The organism is Silanimonas lenta DSM 16282 (assembly GCF_000429065.1).
Taxonomy (GTDB): Bacteria; Pseudomonadota; Gammaproteobacteria; order Xanthomonadales; family Xanthomonadaceae; genus Silanimonas; species Silanimonas lenta.
Genome location: NZ_AUBD01000001.1, coordinates 269,748 through 290,396 on the forward strand (window position 1 = coordinate 269,748; position 20,649 = coordinate 290,396).

General features: G+C 71.1%; 17 protein-coding genes. 8 read left to right on the forward strand and 9 right to left on the reverse strand.

Annotated features, from left to right (window positions below; genetic code table 11):
• Nucleotides 1-265: 265 nt before the first annotated feature.
• The gene (locus G408_RS0101245) at nt 266-820 is read right to left on the reverse strand and encodes a glycine zipper 2TM domain-containing protein (protein WP_028769611.1); all 555 of its coding nucleotides are present in this window, start codon (nt 818-820) and stop codon (nt 266-268) included.
• A gap of 129 nt (nt 821-949) precedes the next feature.
• Between G408_RS0101245 and cysS the strand changes: the two genes are divergently transcribed.
• From cysS to G408_RS12510, 3 genes are read left to right on the forward strand one after another with little or no spacing between them, the layout of a single operon-like run.
• Entirely contained in the window at nt 950-2,362 is a 1,413-nt protein-coding gene (gene cysS / locus G408_RS0101250) for a cysteine--tRNA ligase (protein WP_028769612.1), read from the forward strand.
• A complete protein-coding gene (locus tag G408_RS0101255) occupies nt 2,359-2,826 on the forward strand; it encodes a SufE family protein (RefSeq protein WP_028769613.1) in 468 nt (155 codons plus the stop codon). Before cysS ends, G408_RS0101255 begins: the two co-directional genes overlap by 4 nt.
• On the forward strand, nt 2,823-4,655 hold the full coding sequence (locus G408_RS12510; RefSeq protein WP_051282476.1) for a DUF885 family protein: 1,833 nt from the start codon (nt 2,823-2,825) through the stop codon (nt 4,653-4,655). The genes G408_RS0101255 and G408_RS12510 overlap by 4 nt, the downstream gene beginning before the upstream one ends.
• 20 nt (nt 4,656-4,675) lie before the next feature.
• Here G408_RS12510 and dksA read toward each other — a convergent pair whose 3' ends face one another.
• Nucleotides 4,676-5,590 carry an RNA polymerase-binding protein DksA gene (dksA, locus tag G408_RS14980; protein WP_425423332.1) on the reverse strand — a complete coding sequence of 305 codons (915 nt, stop codon included), beginning with the start codon at nt 5,588-5,590 and terminating at the stop codon, nt 4,676-4,678.
• A gap of 165 nt (nt 5,591-5,755) precedes the next feature.
• On the opposite strand from dksA, the gene yidD reads away from it, so the two are divergent.
• Entirely contained in the window at nt 5,756-5,965 is a 210-nt protein-coding gene (gene yidD / locus G408_RS0101275) for a membrane protein insertion efficiency factor YidD (protein WP_028769615.1), read from the forward strand.
• A gap of 6 nt (nt 5,966-5,971) precedes the next feature.
• Here yidD and folE2 read toward each other — a convergent pair whose 3' ends face one another.
• The 6 genes from folE2 to efp form a co-directional block, all read right to left on the reverse strand.
• On the reverse strand, nt 5,972-6,925 hold the full coding sequence (gene folE2, locus G408_RS0101280; RefSeq protein ID WP_037411712.1) for a GTP cyclohydrolase FolE2: 954 nt from the start codon (nt 6,923-6,925) through the stop codon (nt 5,972-5,974).
• A gap of 29 nt (nt 6,926-6,954) precedes the next feature.
• The gene (locus G408_RS0101285; RefSeq protein ID WP_028769617.1) at nt 6,955-7,806 is read right to left on the reverse strand and encodes a hypothetical protein; all 852 of its coding nucleotides are present in this window, start codon (nt 7,804-7,806) and stop codon (nt 6,955-6,957) included.
• On the reverse strand, nt 7,803-8,474 hold the full coding sequence (gene gph / locus G408_RS0101290; protein WP_028769618.1) for a phosphoglycolate phosphatase: 672 nt from the start codon (nt 8,472-8,474) through the stop codon (nt 7,803-7,805). Before gph ends, G408_RS0101285 begins: the two co-directional genes overlap by 4 nt.
• Nucleotides 8,471-9,214 carry a bifunctional 2-polyprenyl-6-hydroxyphenol methylase/3-demethylubiquinol 3-O-methyltransferase UbiG gene (ubiG, locus tag G408_RS0101295; protein ID WP_028769619.1) on the reverse strand — a complete coding sequence of 248 codons (744 nt, stop codon included), beginning with the start codon at nt 9,212-9,214 and terminating at the stop codon, nt 8,471-8,473. The genes gph and ubiG overlap by 4 nt, the downstream gene beginning before the upstream one ends.
• The gene (locus G408_RS0101300; protein ID WP_028769620.1) at nt 9,211-10,551 is read right to left on the reverse strand and encodes a TRZ/ATZ family hydrolase; all 1,341 of its coding nucleotides are present in this window, start codon (nt 10,549-10,551) and stop codon (nt 9,211-9,213) included. Before G408_RS0101300 ends, ubiG begins: the two co-directional genes overlap by 4 nt.
• 123 nt (nt 10,552-10,674) lie before the next feature.
• On the reverse strand, nt 10,675-11,241 hold the full coding sequence (efp, locus tag G408_RS0101305; protein ID WP_028769621.1) for an elongation factor P: 567 nt from the start codon (nt 11,239-11,241) through the stop codon (nt 10,675-10,677).
• 68 nt (nt 11,242-11,309) lie between these two features.
• Here efp and epmB point away from each other — a divergent pair, with 68 nt between their 5' ends.
• A complete protein-coding gene (gene epmB, locus G408_RS0101310; protein ID WP_028769622.1) occupies nt 11,310-12,314 on the forward strand; it encodes an EF-P beta-lysylation protein EpmB in 1,005 nt (334 codons plus the stop codon).
• 71 nt (nt 12,315-12,385) lie between these two features.
• The gene (locus tag G408_RS0101315) at nt 12,386-14,464 is read left to right on the forward strand and encodes an EAL domain-containing protein (RefSeq protein ID WP_028769623.1); all 2,079 of its coding nucleotides are present in this window, start codon (nt 12,386-12,388) and stop codon (nt 14,462-14,464) included.
• An 88-nt stretch (nt 14,465-14,552) separates the two neighbouring features.
• Here the strand turns inward: G408_RS0101315 and G408_RS0101320 are convergent, their stop codons facing one another.
• On the reverse strand, nt 14,553-15,836 hold the full coding sequence (locus G408_RS0101320) for an acyl-CoA dehydrogenase family protein (RefSeq protein WP_334131918.1): 1,284 nt from the start codon (nt 15,834-15,836) through the stop codon (nt 14,553-14,555).
• 26 nt (nt 15,837-15,862) lie between these two features.
• Here G408_RS0101320 and G408_RS0101325 point away from each other — a divergent pair, with 26 nt between their 5' ends.
• Both G408_RS0101325 and metH read left to right on the forward strand, forming a co-directional pair.
• Nucleotides 15,863-16,819 carry a metalloregulator ArsR/SmtB family transcription factor gene (locus G408_RS0101325; protein ID WP_028769625.1) on the forward strand — a complete coding sequence of 319 codons (957 nt, stop codon included), beginning with the start codon at nt 15,863-15,865 and terminating at the stop codon, nt 16,817-16,819.
• Nucleotides 16,820-16,902: 83 nt separating this feature from the next.
• Nucleotides 16,903-20,640, forward strand: a complete 3,738-nt coding sequence (gene metH, locus G408_RS0101330; protein WP_245584245.1) for a methionine synthase — start codon at nt 16,903-16,905, stop codon at nt 20,638-20,640.
• Nucleotides 20,641-20,649 lie beyond the last annotated feature (9 nt).

A 20,649-nucleotide genomic window follows, 5' to 3' on the forward strand; every position in this document is an offset into this window, starting at 1 on the left:
GAATGCAGGAACGCAAAACACCAACGCCCAGCACGAGGCTGGGCGTTGGTGGTTTCAGGAAAACGAAACGGACCGGTTACCCAGCGGGAACGTGGGCTTCCGGTCGGCGCGCGCGCGAGGTCATGCCCGCGGCCATATAGGCCGAGGTCAGGACGCCGGAGGCGGGCAGGAAAGTCGTCATGGGGTCTAGGGTCGCAGAGCCGGGCCGCTCATGCAAGCGCCGGGAACCGGCCCGCGCCGGGACTGCCCGGGCGGGCACCCGGCATCAGCGGTAGCCGATGCCCTCGTCCACCGGAGTGACGGACACCCGTACCCGCAGGCGGTCGCCCGGGTCGTAGGGCAGGCGCGACATGTAGGTCTTGCCCTGGTGCACGTATTCCACGTCGTAGGAGGCCACGCGGCGGGATTCGCGCTCGACCTCGACGATGCGGCAGCCGCCACGGCTCGCCGAGCCGTCATTGCGGTCGATATTGCGGCCGATGGCGCCGCCGACGATGGCGCCGGCCACGGTGGCGGCCTTGCGCCCGTCGCCCTTGCCCACCTGGTTGCCGAGGGCGGCGCCGGCGATCGCGCCGATCACCGTGCCGCCGGTGGGGTCGCCGCCATCACGCACGGGTTCGCCATCGCAGCGCTCTTCCGGCACCCGGGTGCGGACGGTCTCGTAGACCGGATCGACGCGGGTGACCTGGGCGTAGGCATAGGTGACGTTCTCGGATCCGGAAGCGGCCACCGGAACCGCCTCGCCCCGGTACTGCGCCGGAACGGAGCCGGCGGCGGCGAGCGCGAGGAGGGCGAGGCCATGGATCGGGCGTCGGATCATCGGAGGCTCCACGGGGATCGGATGGCCTCGATTGCAGCACCGGGCGCCTGAACCCCGGCCTAAGATTTCCGTTAAGCGCACCGGGTGCGTTGCTACACTCCACGGCCTGTTCAGACAGGGGCCGCGCCCGTGCCGATCCGCCTTTTCAACAGCCTCTCGCGCCAGGTCGAGGAGTTCAAGCCCGCCCATCCGGACCGCGTGACCATGTACGTCTGCGGCCCCACGGTCTACCACTACGCCCACATCGGCAATGCCCGCGGCCCGGTGGTGTTCGGCGTGCTGGCCGACCTGCTGCGGCGGCACTTCCCGAAGCTCGTCTATGCCCGGAACATCACCGACATCGACGACAAGATCAACCAGTCGGCGCTGGAACAGGGCGTGCCGATCAGCGCCATCACCGAGAAGTACGCCCGGATCTACCGCGAGGACATGGGCGCCCTCGGGGTGAAGCTGCCGGATCTCGAGCCGCATGCCACCCACCACATCGCCGACATCATCGCGATGATCGAGCGCCTGATCGCCCGCGGCCATGCCTATGCCGCCGAAGGCCACGTGCTGTTCCAGGTCTCCACCTTCCCGCAGTACGGCGCCCTCTCCCGCCGCAGCCCGGACGAGATGCTGGCCGGGGCCCGGGTCGAAGTGGCGCCCTACAAGCGCGAGCCGGGCGATTTCGTGCTCTGGAAGCCCTCGCCGCCGGAACTGCCGGGCTGGGACTCGCCCTGGGGCCGCGGCCGGCCGGGCTGGCACATCGAATGCTCGGCGATGTGCCATGCCCATTTCGGCGACACCATCGACATCCATGCCGGCGGCGTGGACCTGCAGTTCCCGCACCACGAGAACGAGATCGCCCAGAGTCAGTGTGCGAACGGCGCCACCTTCGCCCGCTGGTGGCTGCACAACGGCATGCTGACCTTCGATGGCAGCAAGATGTCGAAGTCGGTGGGCAACATCCGTACCGTGCACGAGCTGCTGCGCGAGTATCCGGCCGAGGCCCTGCGCTATGCCCTGCTCTCGGCGCACTACCGCCAGCCGCTGGACTGGTCGGCGGCGCTGATCGAGCAGAGCATCCACACCCTCGACCGGCTCTACGGCACCCTGCGTGACCTCGAGGCCATCGCCGCCGCCCCGGAACTGCCGGAGAGCGTAGAACTGGCGCTGGCCGACGACCTCAACACCCCGGCAGCACTCGCCGAGCTCTCGCGGCTGGCCGGCGAGGCCAGGGCCGCCCAGCGCGACTGGGCGCAGGCTCCGGAAGGCCTGGCCAGGGCCGAGGCCGCCGCCCGGGCGCGCACGGCCAAGGCCCGGCTGCTGGGCGCCGGCGCCGCCCTCGGCCTTCTGCAGCAGGCGCCGGCCGCCTGGTTCGGCCACGGCGCCGGGGACGGGGACGAGGCCCGGATCGAGGCCCTGGTGGCGGAACGCACGGCGGCGAAGCAGGCCCGCGATTTCGCCCGGGCCGATGCCATCCGCGCGGAACTCGCCGCGGCCGGCATCGTGCTCGAGGACACCCCGCAGGGCGTGCGCTGGTCGAGGAAGCGGGCATGAGCACGGATTGCCCGCCGATCCCCGCCTCGCCCTTCCCGATGGAGGCCTCGGCTGCCGAGGCCCAGGCCGCCATCGCCGAGGAGTTCGGCTTCTTTGGCGACTGGTCGGAGCGCTACCAGTACCTGATCGACCTCGGGCGCAAGCTGCCCGACCTGCCGGAGGCCTGGAAGACCGAGGAGCACCGCCTGCAGGGCTGCCAGTCCCGGGTCTGGATCGTGGCCCGCGGTGATGCGGCGCGGCTCGATTTCCATGCCATCAGCGATTCTGCGATCGTTTCCGGGCTGGTGTTCCTCGCCCTGCGCGTCTACTCGGGGCGCAGCGCCGCCGAGATCCTCGCCACCACGCCCGACTACATCGCTGCCATCGGGCTTTCCAGGCACCTCTCGCCCACCCGCAGCAACGGGCTCGCCGCCCTGCTCGCCTTCATCCAGGACCAGGCCCGGCGGGCCATGGAGCCCACGTGAGCCCTTCCCAGAAACCCACCCTCCCGCGCCGCGCCCGGCTGCCGCTCACACTCGCCGCCCTGCTGCCGCTGGCCGGCCCCCTGCTCGCCGCGATACCGGAGGCCGCCGAGGGCACGCAGGCGGGCTTCGCCGCGCCGCCGCTCGAGGCCCTGCCCATGGAGGCCGGATCGCGGCTGCGGCCACTGGTGGAACGCTACCGCGCCGACCGCCGCACGCTCGAACACGTGCGGGCCCTGGCCGACGCCGCCAGCGATCCGCTCTTCGCCCCGCGCCGGAATGCCCTGCGCCACGCGCTGCTCATCTCCTGGCAGCGCACGCTCGAGGCTCTCCCCAGCGACGGGCTCTCGCAGGACGACCGCCTCGACCGCCTGCTGCTGCAACGCGACATCGCCCTCGCCCTCGAGGCCGAGACCTTCGAGCGCGAGCGCTTCGAGGCCATCCGCCCCCTGCTGCCCGGCTATGAGGCCCTCGTGGCCCTGCTCGAAGCGCGGCGCGACCTCCGACAGGCCGAGGGGCGCGCCGCCGCCGACACCCTCGAAGCGGCCCGCCTCCAGCTGGCCGAGGCCCATGCCGCCCTGTCGCAGGCCAAGACGCCGCCCTCGCCCACCCTCGCCCTGCGCGCCGCCCAGCATGCCGAGGCGCTGAAGCGCGCCCTGGCCGACTGGCAGGCCCACCAGGCCGGCTTCGACCCGGAGTTCGGCTGGTGGGTGGACGCGCCCTACAAGGCCCTGGACGAACAGCTCGGCAAGCACATCAGCCTGCTGCGCGAGACCCTGGGCGGCGGCAGCGGCGCCGAGGCCCTGAGCGCCGATCCGATCGGCGATGCGGCCATCGTCCGCGCCCTGCGCGCCGAGGGCATTCCCTACTCGCCCGCCGAGCTGATGGCCGCGGCCGAGCGCGAACTGGCCTGGTGCCGCGCCGAACTGGAGAAGGCGGCCCGCGAGATGGGCGCCCGCGACTGGCGCGAGGCCATCGAGCGGGTGAAGCAGGTGCAGCTGCCCCCCGGCGGCCAGCCCGCCCTGGTGGTGGAACTCGCCGACGAGGCGATGGCCTTCCTCGAGGCGCACGACCTCGTGAGCGTGCCGCCCGGCACCCGCCGCGGCTGGCGCATGAACATGCTCTCGCCGGAGTGGCAGCTGCAGGCGCCCTTCTTCCTCGGCGGCCGCGACGTCTGGGTGGCCTACCCGGCCGCCGGCATGCCGCACGAACGCAAGCTCAATGCCATCCGCGGCAACAACCGGCATTTCTCCCGGGCCGTAGTGCACCACGAACTCGTCCCCGGCCACCACCTGCAGTACTGGCATGCCCAGCGCCATGCCCGCCACCGCGAGGGCTTCGGCTCGCCGTTCTGGGACGAGGGCTGGGCGCTGTACTGGGAGCTCCGGCTCTACGATCTCGGCTTCGCCACAACACCCGAGGACCGCGTGGGCATGCTGTTCTGGCGCAGCCACCGCGCCGCCCGCATCCTCTTTTCGCTGGGAATCCAGTCTGGCCGCATGAGCCCGGAAGAGGCAGTGCGCCTGCTGGTGGAACGCGTGGGCCACGAGCCGGAGAACGCCCGCGCCGAGGTGCGCCGCTCGATCGCCGGCGACTATGGCCCGCTCTACCAGGTGGCCTATCTGGTGGGTGGCTGGCAGTTCCGTGCCCTGCACGAGGAACGGGTGCGGCAGGGCGGCTGGAGCGAGCGCGAGTTCCACGACCGCGTGCTGCGCGAGGGCTCGATGCCCATCCACCTGCTGCGCGAGCGGCTGTTCGACCGGGTGGAAAACGAAGCGCCACGGCAGGCGTGGCGCTTCCTCGACTCGGCGGCGAACGCCAGCGCCCGCTGACGAGCGCCGGCCGGGGCGTTTCAGTCGCCCATCTGCCTTTGCATGTGCTCCCAGCGCTCCTGGGCATCCAGGGTGCGCTCGGCGGTGGGCCGGGCCTCGAGGCGTTCGAGGCCGATCGGCTCGCCGGTGTCCACGCAGTAGCCGTAGTCACCCTCCTCCAGCCGGCGCAGGGTGCTGTCGATCTTGTTGATCAGCTTGCGGTAGCGGTCGCGGGTGCGGAGCTCCAGCGCGTTCTCGGTCTCGCGGGTGGCACGCTCGGCCTCGTCGCCGACGTCGCGCACCTCGTCCTTGAGGTTCTCGATGGTCTGCTGCGACTCCTCCACCAGTTCCTGGCGCCAGGCCAGGAGCTTCTGGCGGAAGTATTCGAGCTGGTAGGGATTCATGTACTCCTCGGTCGGCGAGGGCTTGTAGCCGGCCGGGAGGGTGACGCGTTCGATCACGGGGGCGGGTCGCTTGGGTTCTTCGCGGGGCCGCTCCGGCTTGACGTAGCCGGCGCGGGCACCCGTGGCACGGGAGTCGGTGGAACGGGCCGGCGCCCTGGAGGGCGGCGACGTGGATTCGGGGGCCCGGACGAGCGGCGGCTTCGGCGCGGCGGCGGCCGGACTGCCTGCCGCTTCGGGCTTTGCCGGGGGCGCCTTGGGCGTGGCCGGTTTCGTGACCTTCGCGGCCGGCTTCGCCACAGGGGCCTTGGCAGGGCTGGCGGCGGGCTTCGCCGCCTTCTTCGCCACCGGCTTCGCAGCCTTCGCGGCCGGCTTCGCCGCGGGGGCCTTGCCGGGCCTGGCAGCGGGCTTCGCCGCCTTCTTCGCTGCCGGCTTCGCGGCCTTCGCGGCCGGCTTCGCCGCGGGCTTGGCGGCGGACTTGGCCGCGGCCTTCTTCACCGGGGCGGAGACCGCCTTCTTCACCGCGCGGGCCACCTTGCCTACGGCCTTCGCCACCTTGCCAACGGCACTGGCCTTCTTCGCCGGTGCCTTGGCGGCCTTCTTCGCGGGTTTCTTGGCAGCCACGAGTGTCCTCTGGAGTCGTTGAGCCGTTCGGGCGGCGTGTTATAGCCTGTCGGCACCCGCGGGGCAACCCGCCTTCCGCCGCCCTCGCCCGCTTCCGTGCAACGCCTGATCCTCGCCAGCCTGCGTGGCTACAAGCGCTTCGTCAGCCCGCTGCTCGGCCAGCACTGCCGCTTCCACCCCAGCTGCTCGATGTACATGTACGAGGCGGTGCAGAAGCACGGCACGCTGCACGGCGTGTGGCTGGGAACGAAGCGGCTGTGCCGCTGCCACCCGCTGCACCCGGGTGGCTACGATCCGGTGCCCTGAAAGGGCTCAGCCGCGCGGGCCGTAGCCGCCCTCGACACCCTTGACCGCCACCGCCACGGCGTCGTGCGGGTGCAGGCTCTCGAAGTGCGAGGCGCGGATCCAGAAATCGGTCACGCGCTCGTCGGCATTGAGTGCCGCCTGCATGCGCCGGGCGGCATCTTCGCAGAACATCAGGTTCTGGCCGTTGAGCCGGGCGAAGGCCTGCTCGTCCTCGCGCTTCACCGCCGTCTGCACCGGGGTCTTGAGCGCGCCCTCGATGGTGTCCACGAGATCGATCACCGGCAGTTCGGCGGCATGGGGCGAGAGCCGCACCTTCACGTCGGCATGGCTGCGCTGGCTGTGCGGGGTGGCGACGATGCCCTGCTCGGAACCGAGCCAGCGCAGCACCGCGTCCGGATCCAGCGGACGGTCGGTGCCGAAATCCTGGCGGAACTGTTCCTGGATGAGCTGGCGGGCCAGCGCTGCCGAGCAGGGGCAGGTGCTGGAATAGGCCACGCGGACCCCGAGCTCGAGCTCGAAGCCCGTGCGGTCGAGGGTGGCGGCCACCGTCACCGGATAGGCTTTCCAGCCGGTGTTGTCGCTGATGAGGGCCTTGCGGCGCACGAGGTAGTCGAAGCGCAGCTCCACCATCGCCCGGTCCGAGAGCTCGGCATGCGAGTCGAGGAAGTCGCGCAGCAGGCGGCGCAGCGAGGCGGCGCTCAGGGGCTCGGCGCCAAGGTGGCGGTCGATGTGCAGGTACAGCCGCGACATGTGGATGCCACGCACATCGGGACGGTGCAGGTTGACGAAGGCATTGACGCGCGCCGCCGCCACGGTCTCGCCGCCTTCGGGCGAGGCGATGCGGACCGGCGCCTCGATCTCGCCCATGCCCACCCAGGCCAGCTGGCCGGCGGCGACGGGACGGGCTTCGTTGGCGATGTCCGGCATGATGCGGACGACGTTCTCGCGGGTGGGGGACATGGAAGGTCCTCGGGGGAGATGGCACCACCCTAGGTGGGTGGCGGTGCAGTGGATGTCAAGCCAGTGGAACGCTGTGTCGCAATGGCGCTGCGCCGGGCGAGGCGCCAGGCCTGCCAGACGAGGCCCAGGGCGTAGGTTCCCGGCGCCTTCCGCCCCGCCGCGAGTGCCTCGAGGGCGATACGGTCGCCGCGCAGGCTGAGCTGGCGCGGGTAGGCAAGCCCCGCGACGGCACCGGTGGGCAGGCGGTCGCGCAGGCGCAGGGCCCAGTCGCGGCGCAGGGCCGCGGCCTCCGGGGCGGGTAGCTGCTCGCGGCGCAGGCCGTGGCGGGCGAAGAACACCAGCGGCACCCGGGCACGGTCGGCCGCCTCGAGGCCATGTTCGAGACGCTGCCGCAGCCAGTGGGTGGCGAGTGCATCGACCGTGGCGGCATCGCAGGCCGCCCCGAACAGCCGGGCTTCGCCCTGCACGAGGGCCTCGGCCAGCGGGCGCAGGGCGGCGAAGGCCGCCGATTCGTCGGCCGGCGGATCGGAATCGGCGGCCACCGCGGCGAGATGCGCGGCGATGCGCGGGAAGGCCGGTCCCAGCCCGGAGAGGGCGGCCAGCGGGCGCCCCACCGGATGGCGCCAGGCGCCCTGCCCCCAGCCCCGCAGTTCCTCCGCCCACCAGCCGGCCTTGAGCCCCGAGACCCTGGGGTCGCTGCGCTCGAACAGGCACTCGCGCAGCTCGCCCAGCAGGGCACACCAGGCCGCGTAGGCCGGACGCGACTCCGGCGGCACGAAGCCGAGGCCGGCGCCGAGCAGCGGCTCGCGTGCCGCGGCCTTGGCAAAGCTGGCGCGCAGCCCCTCTTCGAGGCCCTCGCTGCCCGGCACGGCACGGCTCATGCGCTGGCGTTCCCGAGGTGCGGGAGGAGTTCGGCGGGCGCCGCGATCCAGGCCGTGGCGGGCCAGGCCTGCGGATCCTCGTGGGCCTCGCGGTAGCCCCAGAGTGCGGCGATGCCCGGCATGCCGGCGGCGACGGCGGCCTCGATGTCCCGCGCATCGTCGCCCACGTACAGGCAGTCGCCCGGCGCCAGCCCCAGCTGGCGCGCCGCCAGCCACAGCGGATCGGGAGCCGGCTTGCGCACCGGCAGGGTATCGCCGCCGACCAGGGCAGCGCTGCGGCCGGCCCAGCCCAGGCCCTGCACCACGGCGCGGGCGAGCGCCTCGGGCTTGTTGGTGACGATGCCCCAGCGCAGGCCGCGTGCCTCGATCGCCGCCAGCAGCGGCTCAATGCCGGCAAACGGCCGGGTATGCACCGCCAGCGCCGCGGCGTAGTGGGTGAGGAAACGCGGCAGCAGGGCCTCGCGGGCCGCCTCCCCGAGATCCTCGAAAGCGCGGGCCAGCAGCGCCCGCCCGCCCTTGGACACCAGCGGACGCAGGGCGGCTTCGGGCAGGGCCGCCCTGCCCGCCTCGGCCCGCAGCCGGTTCACGGCCGCGATCAGGTCAGGGGCGGTGTCGGCAAGGGTACCGTCGAGATCGAACAGCACCGCCCGGCAGGCCCGGCCACTCATTCCGGCTTCCGGGCGACGCACAGGTAGTTCACCGAGGGCGCCCCGCCGACCCGGGCGCTGCGCCGCAGCGGGTCGTAGCGAAGACCGCTCACCTCCTCGGGTTCGAGGCCGGCTTCACGCAGCCCGGCGGCCAGCTCCGCGGGACGGATGAACTGGCGGTAGTCGTGGGTGCCGCGGGGCAGCAGGCCGGCCAGGTACTCGGCGCCGACGATGGCAAGGGCAAAGGCGGCCGGCGTGCGGTTGAGAGTGGAGAGGAACAGCCGGCCGCCGGGTTTGAGCAGGCGGGCCGAGGCGGCGAGCACCCGGCGCGGGTCGGGCACGTGCTCGAGCATTTCCATGCAGGTGATGGCATCGAAACTGCCCGGCATGGCCTCGGCCAGCGCCTCGACATCGGCCACGCGGTATTCCACGGCCAGGGACTCGCCCGCCTGGCGGCGCTCGAGCAGGTGCAGGCGGGCGATGTCGATCAGTTCCGGCGAGAGGTCGATACCCAGCACCGAGGCCCCGGCCCGGGCCAGGGCCTCGCTCAGAAGACCGCCGCCACAGCCGAGGTCGAGCACCCGGGCGCCGCGCAGGGGCTGGCGCGCGGCCACGTAGGCGAGCCGTGCCGGATTCAGGGCATGCAGGGGTGCCTGCGGCCCCTGCGGATCCCACCAGCGGTGGGCCAGTGCCGAGAACTTCGCGATCTCGGCGGGGTCGGCATTGGGCCGGGCGCGGTCCGCGGGAATGACGGGGTTCATGCCGGAGCTCCGGGACGGGGAAGGCTGGCGATGCGCCGGGCCCAGGCCCGGGCCTTGGCGCCGAGCGCCTCGGCATCGACATCGACCAGGCGGTGGTCGCGCAGCCGCGGCCGGCCAGCGATCCAGACGTCGCGCACGTCACGGCGGCTGGCGGCGTATACCAGATGCGAGATCACGTGGTAGCAGGGCTGCAGTTCGAGCGGCGAGAGTTCGATGCAGGCGAGGTCGGCCTGCTTGCCCGGCTCGATCGAGCCGATCTCCTCCTCGAGCCCGAGGGCGCGGGCGCCACCCAGGGTGGCGGCCTCCAGCGCCGAGGCCGCGTCCAGCGCCCGGGCATCGCCGGCCACGGCCTTGGCCAGCAGGGCGGCATGGCGCATCTCCTCCACCATGTCGAGGTCGTTGTTGCTGGCACAGCCATCGGTGCCGATGCCCACATTGGCCCCGGCCCGGCGCAGGGCCTCCACCGGGCAGAAGCCGGAGGCCAGCTTGAGGTTCGACTGCGGACAGTGGGCGATGTGCACGCCACGCTCGGCGCAGAGGCGGATCTCGCCCTCGGTGAGCTGGGTCATGTGCACGGCGATCAGCCGGGCATCGAGGAGGCCGAGGCGGTCGAGGCGGGCCAGCGGGCGCTGGCCATGCTCGCGGCGCGAATCCTCGATCTCCTGCGCCGTCTCGTGCACATGGCAGTGCACCGGCAGATCGAGCTGGGCGGCGAGCATGGCGATGCGCTCGAAGCTGGCATCCGAGACGGTGTAGGGGGCGTGCGGGGCGAAGGCGAAACGCAGCAGCGGATGGCCGCGCCAGGCGTCGAAGGTCTCCAGCGCCTTGTCGAAGTACTCGGCGGTCGTCCGCGCCCAGGGCGAGGGGAATTCGATCACCGGCAGGCCGACGGTGGCGCGGAAGCCGAGCCGGGCGTAGGTCTGGGCCTGCACGTCGGGGAAGAAGTAGTTCTCGTTGCAGGCAGTGGTGCCGCCGCGCAGCATCTCGGCCACGGCAAGCTCGATGCCGTCGGCGATGAAGTCCGGCGCCATCACCGCCCCCTCGATCGGCCAGATGTGTTCCTGCAGCCAGGGCATCAGCGGCAGGTCGTCGGCCACCCCGCGCAGCAGGGTCATCGGGTTGTGGGTGTGGAGATTGACGAGGCCCGGGATCAGGACGCCCTCCGGGCGCGATACCACCTCGGCCGGCAGGAAGCGGGCTCGGGCCTCGGCGCGCGGCAGCACGGCGAGGATGCGCCCCCCCGCCACTGCCACCGCATGGTCGGCGAGCACGGCCCCTTTCGGCGCCACCGGCACCACCCAGCCGGCTTCGATCAACAGGTCGCAGGCTTGCAGCACGTTCGCTCCCCGGACATGGACGCGGCGCGCCGGAAGGGGCGCGCCGCGAGGATGGCCAGCCCGTGGCGGCGGGCCGGCGACGGCAGTTCCGGCGGTCGGGACGGCCCCGCCGCCGGGCGGCGCTCACTTGACCCGGCTGACGTACTCACCGGTGCGGGTATCGACGCGGATGACCTCGTCCTGGGCCACGAACAGCGGCACGCGGACCACCGCGCCGGTCTCCAGCTTGGCCGGCTTGCCGCCGCCGCCCGAGGTGTCGCCGCGCACGCCGGGATCGGTCTCGACGATCTTCAGCTCGACGAAGTTCGGCGGCTGCACGGCGATCGGGCTGCCGTTCCAGAGCGTGACCACGCAGGGTTCCTCGCCCTTCAGCCACTTGGCCGCATCGCCCACGCTGGCGGCGTCGGCCTGCACCTGCTCGAAGGTCTCCTGCTGCATGAAGTGCCAGAACTCGCCGTCGTTGTAGAGGTACTGCATGTCGGTGTCGACCACGTCGGCGGCCTCGACGCTGTCGGTGGCCTTCATGGTCATTTCCACCACCCGGCCGGTCTTGATGAAGCGGTACTTCACGCGGGTGAAGGCCTGGCCCTTGCCTGGCTTGATGTACTCCGTCTCGGTGATGACGCACGGCTCGTTGTTGACGATGATCTTCATGCCGTTCTTGACGTCATTCATGCCGTAGCTGGCCATGCGGGTGCTCCTGGACCTTTACAATGCGGGGTTCACGGCCCGGCCCGGGCCGCGGTGAAAGACCCGAGATGATACCCCTTCCCGCCCCCGCCCGGCAGCCTGCCCGCTGGCAGGCCCTGTGGCGCGAGGCCATCCGCGACCCCAGGGAACTGCTGGAGGCCCTCGGCCTCCCCGCCCTCGCCTCACGCGTCTCCGCCACGGCGCAGGCGCAGTTCCCGCTGCGGGTGCCGCGCGGCTACGTGGCACGGATGCGCCCTGGCGATCCTGCCGACCCGCTGCTGCGCCAGGTGCTGCCGCTCGACGAGGAGGACCGGGTGGTGCCGGGCTTCAGCCTCGATGCCGTGGGCGACGCTGCCGCCCGGGGCAGCAGCGGGCTGCTGCACAAGTACCACGGCCGCGCCCTGCTGGTGGCCACCGGCAGCTGCGCCATCCACTGCCGCTACTGCTTCCGCCGCCACTTCCCCTATGCCGAGGAGAACGCCGCCGCCGGAGGCTGGAAACCGGCCCTCGACTACCTTCGGGCGCACCCCTCGGTGGGCGAGGTGATCCTCTCCGGCGGCGACCCCCTGAGCCTTGCCACCGCCAAGCTCGCCGAGCTCGGCGACGGCCTGCGGACCCTCCCCCAGGTACGCCGGCTGCGGATCCATAGCCGCCTGCCCGTGGTGCTGCCGGAGCGCATCGATGCGGATTTCCTTGACTGGATCGGCGCCCTGCCCTGGCCCGTGGTCCTGGTGCTGCATGCCAACCATGCCAACGAGATCGATGCCGCGGTTCGCGAAGCCTGTGCCGCCCTGCGCGCCCGCGGCGTGCACCTGCTGAACCAGGCGGTGCTGCTGCGCGGAGTGAACGACAGCGTGGAGGCGCTGGAAGCCCTCTCGGAAGCCCTGTTCGACGCCGGCGTGCTGCCCTACTACCTGCACCAGCTCGACCGGGTGCAGGGCGCGGCGCATTTCGAGGTGCCGGAGGCCGAGTCGCTGGCCCTGCTCGCGGCCCTGCGGGCGCGGCTGCCCGGCTTCCTGGTGCCGAAGCTGGTGCGCGAAGTGGCCGGCGAGCCCGCCAAGACCCCGCTCTGACCGCAGCGGCGGCTGGTGCGCCGCGCCATGGCCCGTATACTGCCGCGGACATCCCCCTGATCCCGGCCTGAATGTCCACCAACGATGCCGTCCTGCGCCTGATCCTCGTCGACGACCGCCTCGAGGACGCCGAGCAGTTCACCAGCATGCTGCGCAATGGCGGCATGGCCGTGCGCCCGCAGCGCCCGGAGAGCCTCGAGGCCCTGCGCGAACTGCTCGCCACCCAGGCCGTGGACATGCTGGTGGCGGCCCATGCCGGGCGGCTCATCCCCTTCGCCTCCGCCGTGGCCGAGGTCGAGGCCTCGGGCAAGGACGTGCCGGTGCTGGCCCTGCTCGATTCGCTCAGCGAAGCTGCGGTGGTCGAGGCCCTGAAGGCCGGGGCCCGCGACGTGGTGCTGCGCCACCAGCCGGCCCAGGCCCAGGCTATCGTGCGCATCGAGGCCGAGGGCGTGCGTACCCGCCGCGAGGTGCGGGTGCTGGAGGCCCAGCTACGCGAGACCGAGCGCCGCTGCGACGCCCTGATCGCCTCCTCGCGCGACCCCATCGCCTACATCCACGAGGGCATGCACATCCGCGCCAACGAGGCCTACCTCGAGATGTTCGGCTATGAGAGCTTCGAGGACATCGAGGGGCTGTCGGTGCTCGACCTCATCGCCCCCTCGCATGCCGACGAGTTCAAGCAGCTGCTGAAGCGCCTCTCCAAGGGCGAGGCGCCACCCAAGCAGCTCGAGATCCGCGCCATGGGCGCCGATGGCAATGACTTCGACGCCCTGATGGAATTCGCCGCCGCCTCCTACGAGGGCGAGCCCTGCCTGCAGATCGTGTTCCGGCCGCAGATGGTGGATGCCGCCATCGCCGCCGAGCTGGAGCAGCTCAAGGTGCGGGATCCGCTCACCGGCCTTGCCAACCGCGCCCACTTCATGGGCGAGCTCGAGCAGGCAGTGGCCGCCGCGGCCGGTGGCCGCCACCACCAGTCCCTGCTGCTCGTGGAGCCCGACAACTACGACGCCATGGTGAGCTCGATCGGGCTTGCCCAGGCCGACGAGCTGCTGAAGGCCTTTGCGGCGCGGATGGGCGAATGTCTGGACGAGCGCACCCTCGCCGGCCGGCTCTCCGACCACCGCTTCGCGGTGATCTGCCGCCTGCACGACCACAAGGCCACCCAGGAACGCGCCGAGCGTCTGCTGGCGGCCTTCCGCGGCCGCATCCTCGAAGTCGGCGACCGCTCGCTCACACTCACCGTGAGCATCGGCGGCGTGCAGATCGGCGAGCGCAACGCGCAGATCGGCCAGGTGCTGAGCCGCGCCGAGGCCAACCTGCAGTCGGCCATGGGCGTGGGCGGCGACCGCGTCGAGATCTACGACCCCGCCGCCCGCGACCGCGCCGAGGAGGAACGCATCCAGGCCTGGGTGCAGCGCCTGCGCGAGGCGCTGGCCAGCGACGGCTTCACCCTGCACTACCAGCCCATCATCTCGCTCAATGGCGAGCCCGGCGAAACCTACGAGGCCTACCTGCGGCTCAAGGGCAACGCCGGCGAGATCGTCTCCCCGGCCACCTTCCTGCCGCTGGCCATCGAACAGGGCCTCGGCCCGGAGATCGACCGCTGGGTGATCCACCGCGCCATCGCCGTGATCGCCGAACGCCATGCCGCCGGCAAGGCCACCACGCTCTACGTGAAGCTCACCCCGGAGACCATCGCCGCCAACGACCGGCTGGGCGCCGAGATCGTGGAGGCCATCCGCAGGGCCGGAGTCCCGGGCGAGCGTCTGGTGCTGGAGCTGCATGAACCCTCGGTGTTCACCCATCTCAAGGCCATCCAGGGCTTCGCCCAGACCCTGCATGCCGCGGGCGTGCGGCTGGCGCTGGAGCACTTCGGCACCGGCCTCAATTCCTTCCAGCTGCTGCAGCACGTCGATGCCGACATCATCAAGGTCGACCGCAGCTACATCACCGACCTGGCGAAGAACCCCGACAATCAGGCCAAGGTGCGCGAGTTCGCCGAGAAGGCCCGCGAGCTCGGCAAGACCTGCGTGGTGCACTACGTGCAGGATGCCGCCAGCATGACCATCCTGTTCGGCATCGGCGTGGACTACGTGGAGGGCGACTTCCTCGCCGCCGCCGGGCCGGCGATGAACTACGACTTCGGCTGAGCCGCGGGCGCCCCGCCCGGCGGAAATACGAAGGCCCGCGCGAGCGGGCCTTCGTCATTCGGGCCACCGCCCGCAGCGACGTGCCCGCTCAGCGCAGTCCGGTCTCGTTGCGGGCGATCACCATGCGCTGCACCTCACTGGTGCCCTCGTAGATCTCGGTGATCTTGGCATCACGGAAATAGCGCTCGAGCGGCATCTCCTTCGAATAGCCCATGCCGCCGTGGATCTGCACCGCCTGGTGGGTGATCCACATCGCCGCCTCCGAGGCAGTGAGCTTGGCCACCGAGGCCTCGGTGCTGAAGCGGCCGCCATGCCGGTCGGCCTGCGCCTTGGCCCAGGCCGCGCGCAGAGTGAGCAGGTAGGCAGCGTCCAGCTTGCACTTCATGTCGGCGATCTTCTGCTGGATCATCTGGAAGGAGCCGATCGGCTGGCCGAAGCTCTTGCGTTCCTTCACATAGGCCACGCTGGCCTCGTAGGCGGCACGGGCCAGACCCACGGCCTGCGAGGCGATACCGATGCGGCCGGCGTCCAGCACACCCATGGCGATCTTGAAGCCCTCGCCCTCCACGCCCACCACCTCGTCCGGCGTGGCCACGTAGTCCTGGAACTCGATCTCGCAGGTGGCCGAGGCGCGGATGCCGAGCTTGGGCTCGGTCTTGCCACGGAAGAACCCCGGCTTGGCGGTATCGACCATGAAGGCGGTGATGCCCTTGGCGCCCTTCGCCGGATCGGTCATGGCGAACAGGATGATGTACTTCGCCACCGGGCCGGAGGTGATCCAGCTCTTCTTGCCGTTGATCAGGAAGGTGCCGTCGGCCTGCTTCACCGCGCGGCAGCGCATGGCCGTGGCATCGGAGCCGGACTGCGGCTCGGTGAGCGCGAAGGCGCCGATCTCGCGCCCCTCGGCGATGGCCCGCACGTACTTCTGCTTCTGCGCCTCGGTGCCGAACTTCAGGATGCCGTTGCAGAACAGCGAGTTGTTCACCGACATGATGGTGGAGTGCGCGCAGTCGCCCGCCGCCACCTCGATCATGGCGAGCACGTAGCTGATCGGATCCATGCCGGCGCCACCGTATTCGGTGGGCACCTCGATACCCATCAGGCCGTTCTCGCCGAGCAGGCGGATGTTCTCCAGCGGGAACTCGCCGGTACGGTCGTAGTGCTCGGCGCTCGGCGCGATCTTCTCCTGCGCGATGCGGCGGGCCACGTCCTGGATCATCAACTGCTCTTCGGTGAAAGCGAAATCCACAGCACACCCCGGGTCGGATTTAGGGAAAGCGCCGAGTGTAACCGCTTGGCCATACCCCACGGCATGGTGCCGGGGTGAAGACCTGCCTTGACCGGCCGCCGGCCAGCCCCCAGACTGATTCATCGCTGGATTCGGATACAAAGATACACATGGACCTGCAAGCCTGGTCGGATTGCCTCAAGGTGCTCGCCGACCCCACCCGCGTCCGCCTCCTGGCCCTCGTCGAGCGCGAGGAGCTCACGGTGGCGGAACTCGCCACCATCACCCATCTCGCCCAGCCGCGGGTCTCCACCCATCTCGCCAAGCTGCGCGAGGCGGGCCTGGTGGTGGACCGCCGCGCCGGGGTCTCGGCCTATTACCGCTTCAACGACGCCATGGAAGAGGCCGAGGCCGCGCTCTGGCGCACCCTGCGCGACGGGGCGAAGGACCCGCTGCTGCGCCAGGACGCCGAACGCCTGCCGCAGGTACTGGCGGCCCGTGCCGCCGACCAGAACTGGGCCGATTCGGTGGCCGGCGACATGGAACGGCACTACTCGCCGGGCCGCACCTGGGAGGCGCTGGCGCGCAGCGCCCTGCCGCTGCTGGAGCCGGTGGACGTGCTCGACATCGCCTCGGGCGATGGCCTGATGGCCGAGATGCTGGCCCCGCACGCCCGCCGCTACCTCTGCGTGGATGCGAGCCCCAAGGTGATCGCCGCCGCCCGCGAGCGCCTGTCGAAGTATGCCCACGTGGAACTGCGCGAAGGCGACATGCACGCCATCGACTGCCCGGACGCCGCCTTCGACCTGGTGCTGCTGATGCACGCCCTCACCTATGCCGAACGGCCGGCCAAGGCGCTCGCCGAGGCTGCCCGGGCCCTGCGCCCGGGCGGCCGGCTGCTCGCCACCTGCCTTGCAAAGCATGAGCACAAGGCGGTGGTCGAGCCCTACGGCCATCTCAATCTCGGCTTCACCGAGAAGGAACTGCGCAAGCTCGCCGAGAAGGCCGGGCTGGAGGTGCGGGTCTGCGAAGTGGTGGCGAAGGAGAAGCGCCCCCCGCACTTCGAGGTCATCAGCCTGATCGCCCACAAACCCGGCCCGGTGCCGCAGGAGCGCAAGCGCGGATGAGCGCCCTGCCCTGGAAGCACCCCGACCGTGTCCGGCAGCTGCGGGATGCGATGGCCAGCCGCATCCTGGTGCTCGATGGCGCCATGGGCACCATGGTGCAGAAGCACGGGCTCACCGAGGCCGATTACCGGGGGGATCGCTTCAGGCATGGCTACGATGGCCTGCAGTTCGCGCCGGCGTCCGCGCCGCGGGCCGCCGATGTGCCGTCGGGCCATGAACGCGCCCCGCTCGCCGCCGGCCACGTGCACGGCGAGGGCTGCGGCTGCGGCACCGACCTCAAGGGCAACAACGATCTCCTGGTGCTGACCCGGCCGGACCTCATCGCCGGCATCCATCGCGCCTATCTCGAGGCCGGGGCCGACCTGATCGAGACCAATACCTTCAACGGCACCCGGGTGGCGCAGGGCGACTACCGGCTCGAACACCTGGTGCCGGAACTGAACCGGGAGGCCGCGCGGCTGGCACGGGCGGCCTGCGCCGAGTTCGAAGCCCGCGATCCCGGCAAGCCCCGCTTCGTGGTCGGGGTCCTCGGACCCACGCCGCGCACCGCCTCGATCTCGCCCGATGTCAACGATCCGGCCTTGCGCAACATCGACTTCGACACCCTGGTGGCCCAGTACCGCGAGGCCGCGGAGGCGCTGGTGGAGGGCGGCGCGGACATCCTGATGGTCGAAACCATCTTCGATACCCTGAACGCCAAGGCGGCGGTGTTCGCGCTCGAAACCCTGTTCGAGGAACAGGGCGCCCGCTGGCCGGTGATGCTCTCCGGCACCATCACCGACCGCTCCGGCCGCACGCTCTCGGGCCAGACGGCCGAGGCCTTCTGGTACTCGCTGCGGCATGCGCGGCCCCTGTCGGTGGGCCTCAACTGCGCGCTCGGGGCCCGCGACCTGCGCGCCCATATCGATGTCCTGTCCTCGGTGGCCGACTGCGCCATCAGCTGCCATCCGAACGCCGGGCTGCCGAACGCCTTCGGCGGCTACGACGAGCAGCCGGCGGAAACCGCGGCGGTGCTGCGCGAGTTCGCCGAAGCGGGGCTGCTCAACATCGTTGGTGGCTGCTGCGGTACCACCCCGGAGCACATCGCCGCGATCGCCGAGGCCGTGGCCGGCCTGCCTCCGCGCCCCCTGCCCGCCCTGGCCCCGCACATGCGTCTTGCCGGACTGGAAGCCACGGTCATCACGCCGGAGAGCAACTTCGTCAATGTCGGCGAGCGCACCAATGTCACCGGCTCGGCGCAGTTCAAGAAGCTGATCCTCGAAGGCCGCTACGACGAGGCGCTCGCCGTGGCCCGGCAGCAGGTGGAGAACGGCGCCCAGCTCATCGACATCAACATGGACGAGGGCATGCTCGATGCCGAGGCGGCGATGGCGCGCTTCCTGCGCCTGATCGCCGGCGAGCCGGACATCGCCCGGGTGCCGGTGATGATCGACTCCTCGAAATGGAGCGTGATCGAGGCCGGGCTGAAGAACGTGCAGGGCAGGCCCATCGTCAACTCGATCTCCCTGAAAGAAGGCGAGGCCGAGTTCCTGCGCCAGGCCCGCCTGCTGCGCCGTTACGGCGCCGCCGTGGTGGTGATGGCCTTCGACGAGCAGGGCCAGGCCGACACCTTCGAGCGCAAGGTCGAGATCTGCTCGCGGGCCTATGCGCTGCTCACGGAGGAGGCCGGCATCGCCCCCGAGGACATCGTCTTCGACCCCAACATCTTCGCCATCGCCACCGGCATCGAGGAGCATGCCGGCTATGCCGTGGCCTTCATCGAGGCCACCCGCGCGCTCAAGGCCCGCTTCCCACTGGCGCATGTCTCGGGCGGCGTCTCCAACGTCAGCTTCGCCTTCCGCGGCAACACCGCGGTGCGCGAGGCGATCCACGCCGTATTCCTGTACCACGCCATCCGCGCCGGCATGGACTTCGGCATCGTCAATGCCGGCGCTCTGGTGCTGGTGGACGATCTCGAGCCGGAGCTGCGCGAACGGGTCGAGGACGTGGTGCTGAACCGCCGCCCGGATGCCACCGAGCGCCTGCTCGCCATCGCCGATCGCTACCGGGCGAAGAAGGGCGAGGCCCGGCCCGAGGACACGGGCTGGCGCGAGCTTGCGGTGATGGAGCGCCTCAAGCACGCACTGGTGCATGGCATCGACGCCTTCATCGAGACCGACACCGAAGAGGCGCTGCGCCATCTCGGCCGCCCCCTCGAGGTGATCGAAGGCCCGCTGATGGCCGGCATGAACGTGGTAGGCGACCTGTTCGGGGCCGGCAAGATGTTCCTGCCCCAGGTGGTGAAGTCGGCCCGGGTGATGAAGAAGGCCGTGGCGGTGCTGCTGCCGCACCTCGAGGCGGAGAAGGCGGCTGCCGGCGGGGAAGCGAAGACCCGCGGCAGGATCCTCATGGCCACGGTGAAGGGCGATGTGCACGACATCGGCAAGAACATCGTCGGCGTGGTGCTCGGCTGCAACAACTTCGAGGTGATCGACCTCGGGGTGATGGTGCCGGCGCAGACGATCCTCGACCGGGCGAGGGAGGAGAAGGTCGACCTGGTCGGGCTTTCCGGCCTCATCACGCCCTCGCTCGAGGAAATGAGCCACGTAGCGAAGGAGATGAAGCGTCAGGGCTTCTCCATCCCGCTGCTGATCGGCGGCGCCACCACCAGCCGCGCCCATACCGCGCTGAAGATCGACCCGCACTACGATGCGCCGGTGGTCTGGGTGAAGGATGCCTCGCGCGCGGTGGGCGTGGCGCAGTCGCTGCTCTCGAAAGACCTGCGCGAGCCTTTCGTGGCGGCGATCGAGGCCGACTACGCGGAGGTGCGCCAGCGCCATGCCAGCCGCGGCGATGCCAGGCCCCTGCTGCCGCTGGAGCGCGCCCGTGCCAAGCGTTTCATGCCGGACTGGAGCCGCTATGCACCGCCGCAGCCACGCGTGCCCGGCGTCACGGTCTTCGGGGATGTCCCGCTCGCCACCCTGCGCAGCTTCATCGACTGGACGCCCTTCTTCCAGACCTGGGAACTGGCCGGCCGCTTCCCGGCCATCCTCGACGACCCCGTCGTCGGCGCCCAGGCCCGCGAGCTGTGGCGCGATGCCCAGGCCATGCTGGAACGGCTGGTGGAAGAGCGCTGGCTGGGCGTGCGGGCGGTGGCCGGGCTCTGGCCTGCCGCCCAGGAGGGCGATGACATCGCCGTCTTCGACCCCGGACGGCCGGCGCATCGCATCGCCACCTTCCACACCCTGCGGCAGCAGGCCGACAAGCCCGATGCCCGCCCCAACCTCGCCCTGGCTGATTTCATCGCGCCGGCCGGCCACCGGGACTGGGTGGGTGCCTTCGCGGTGAACGCCGGGCTCGGGCTCGAGCCGCGGGTCGCCCGCTTCGAGGCGGCCAACGACGACTATTCCGCCATCCTGCTCAAGGCGCTCGCCGACCGCTTCGCCGAGGCCGCGGCCGAATGGCTGCACCGCGAGGTGCGAACGCGCCTCTGGGGCTACGCCCCCGACGAAACCCTCGACAACGAGGCCCTGATCCGCGAGGACTACCGTGGCATCCGCCCCGCCCCCGGCTATCCGGCCTGCCCGGAGCACAGCGAGAAGCGCACGATCTTCGACCTGCTCGGCGCCGAAACGGCGATCGGGCTTTCACTCACCGAAAACTTCGCCATGCACCCGGCCTCCTCGGTGAGCGGCCTGTACTTCAGCCATCCAGACAGCCAGTACTTCGTGGTGGGGCGGCTCTCGCGCGAGCAGGTGGCCGACTATGCCCGGCGCAAGGGCATCCCGCTGGCACAGGCCGAACGCTGGCTGGCCGCCAACCTCGACTACGACCCCGACTGAAGACAGCGG

Bases quoted from the DNA above. Each gene is read 5' to 3' on its own strand.
- ubiG (WP_028769619.1), bottom strand. From the start codon at position 9,214: ATGAACCCCGTCATTCCCGCGGACCGCGCCCGGCCCAATGCCGACCCC.
- epmB (WP_028769622.1), top strand. From the start codon at position 11,310: ATGATACCCCTTCCCGCCCCCGCCCGGCAGCCTGCCCGCTGGCAGGCC.
- G408_RS0101255 (WP_028769613.1), top strand. From the start codon at position 2,359: ATGAGCACGGATTGCCCGCCGATCCCCGCCTCGCCCTTCCCGATGGAG.
- G408_RS0101285 (WP_028769617.1), bottom strand. From the start codon at position 7,806: ATGAGCCGTGCCGTGCCGGGCAGCGAGGGCCTCGAAGAGGGGCTGCGC.
- metH (WP_245584245.1), top strand. From the start codon at position 16,903: ATGGGCACCATGGTGCAGAAGCACGGGCTCACCGAGGCCGATTACCGG.
- folE2 (WP_037411712.1), bottom strand. From the start codon at position 6,925: ATGTCCCCCACCCGCGAGAACGTCGTCCGCATCATGCCGGACATCGCC.
- G408_RS0101315 (WP_028769623.1), top strand. From the start codon at position 12,386: ATGTCCACCAACGATGCCGTCCTGCGCCTGATCCTCGTCGACGACCGC.
- G408_RS0101325 (WP_028769625.1), top strand. From the start codon at position 15,863: ATGGACCTGCAAGCCTGGTCGGATTGCCTCAAGGTGCTCGCCGACCCC.
- G408_RS0101320 (WP_334131918.1), bottom strand. From the start codon at position 15,836: ATGAATCAGTCTGGGGGCTGGCCGGCGGCCGGTCAAGGCAGGTCTTCA.
- G408_RS0101245 (WP_028769611.1), bottom strand. From the start codon at position 820: ATGATCCGACGCCCGATCCATGGCCTCGCCCTCCTCGCGCTCGCCGCC.
- efp (WP_028769621.1), bottom strand. From the start codon at position 11,241: ATGGCCAGCTACGGCATGAATGACGTCAAGAACGGCATGAAGATCATC.
- gph (WP_028769618.1), bottom strand. From the start codon at position 8,474: ATGAGTGGCCGGGCCTGCCGGGCGGTGCTGTTCGATCTCGACGGTACC.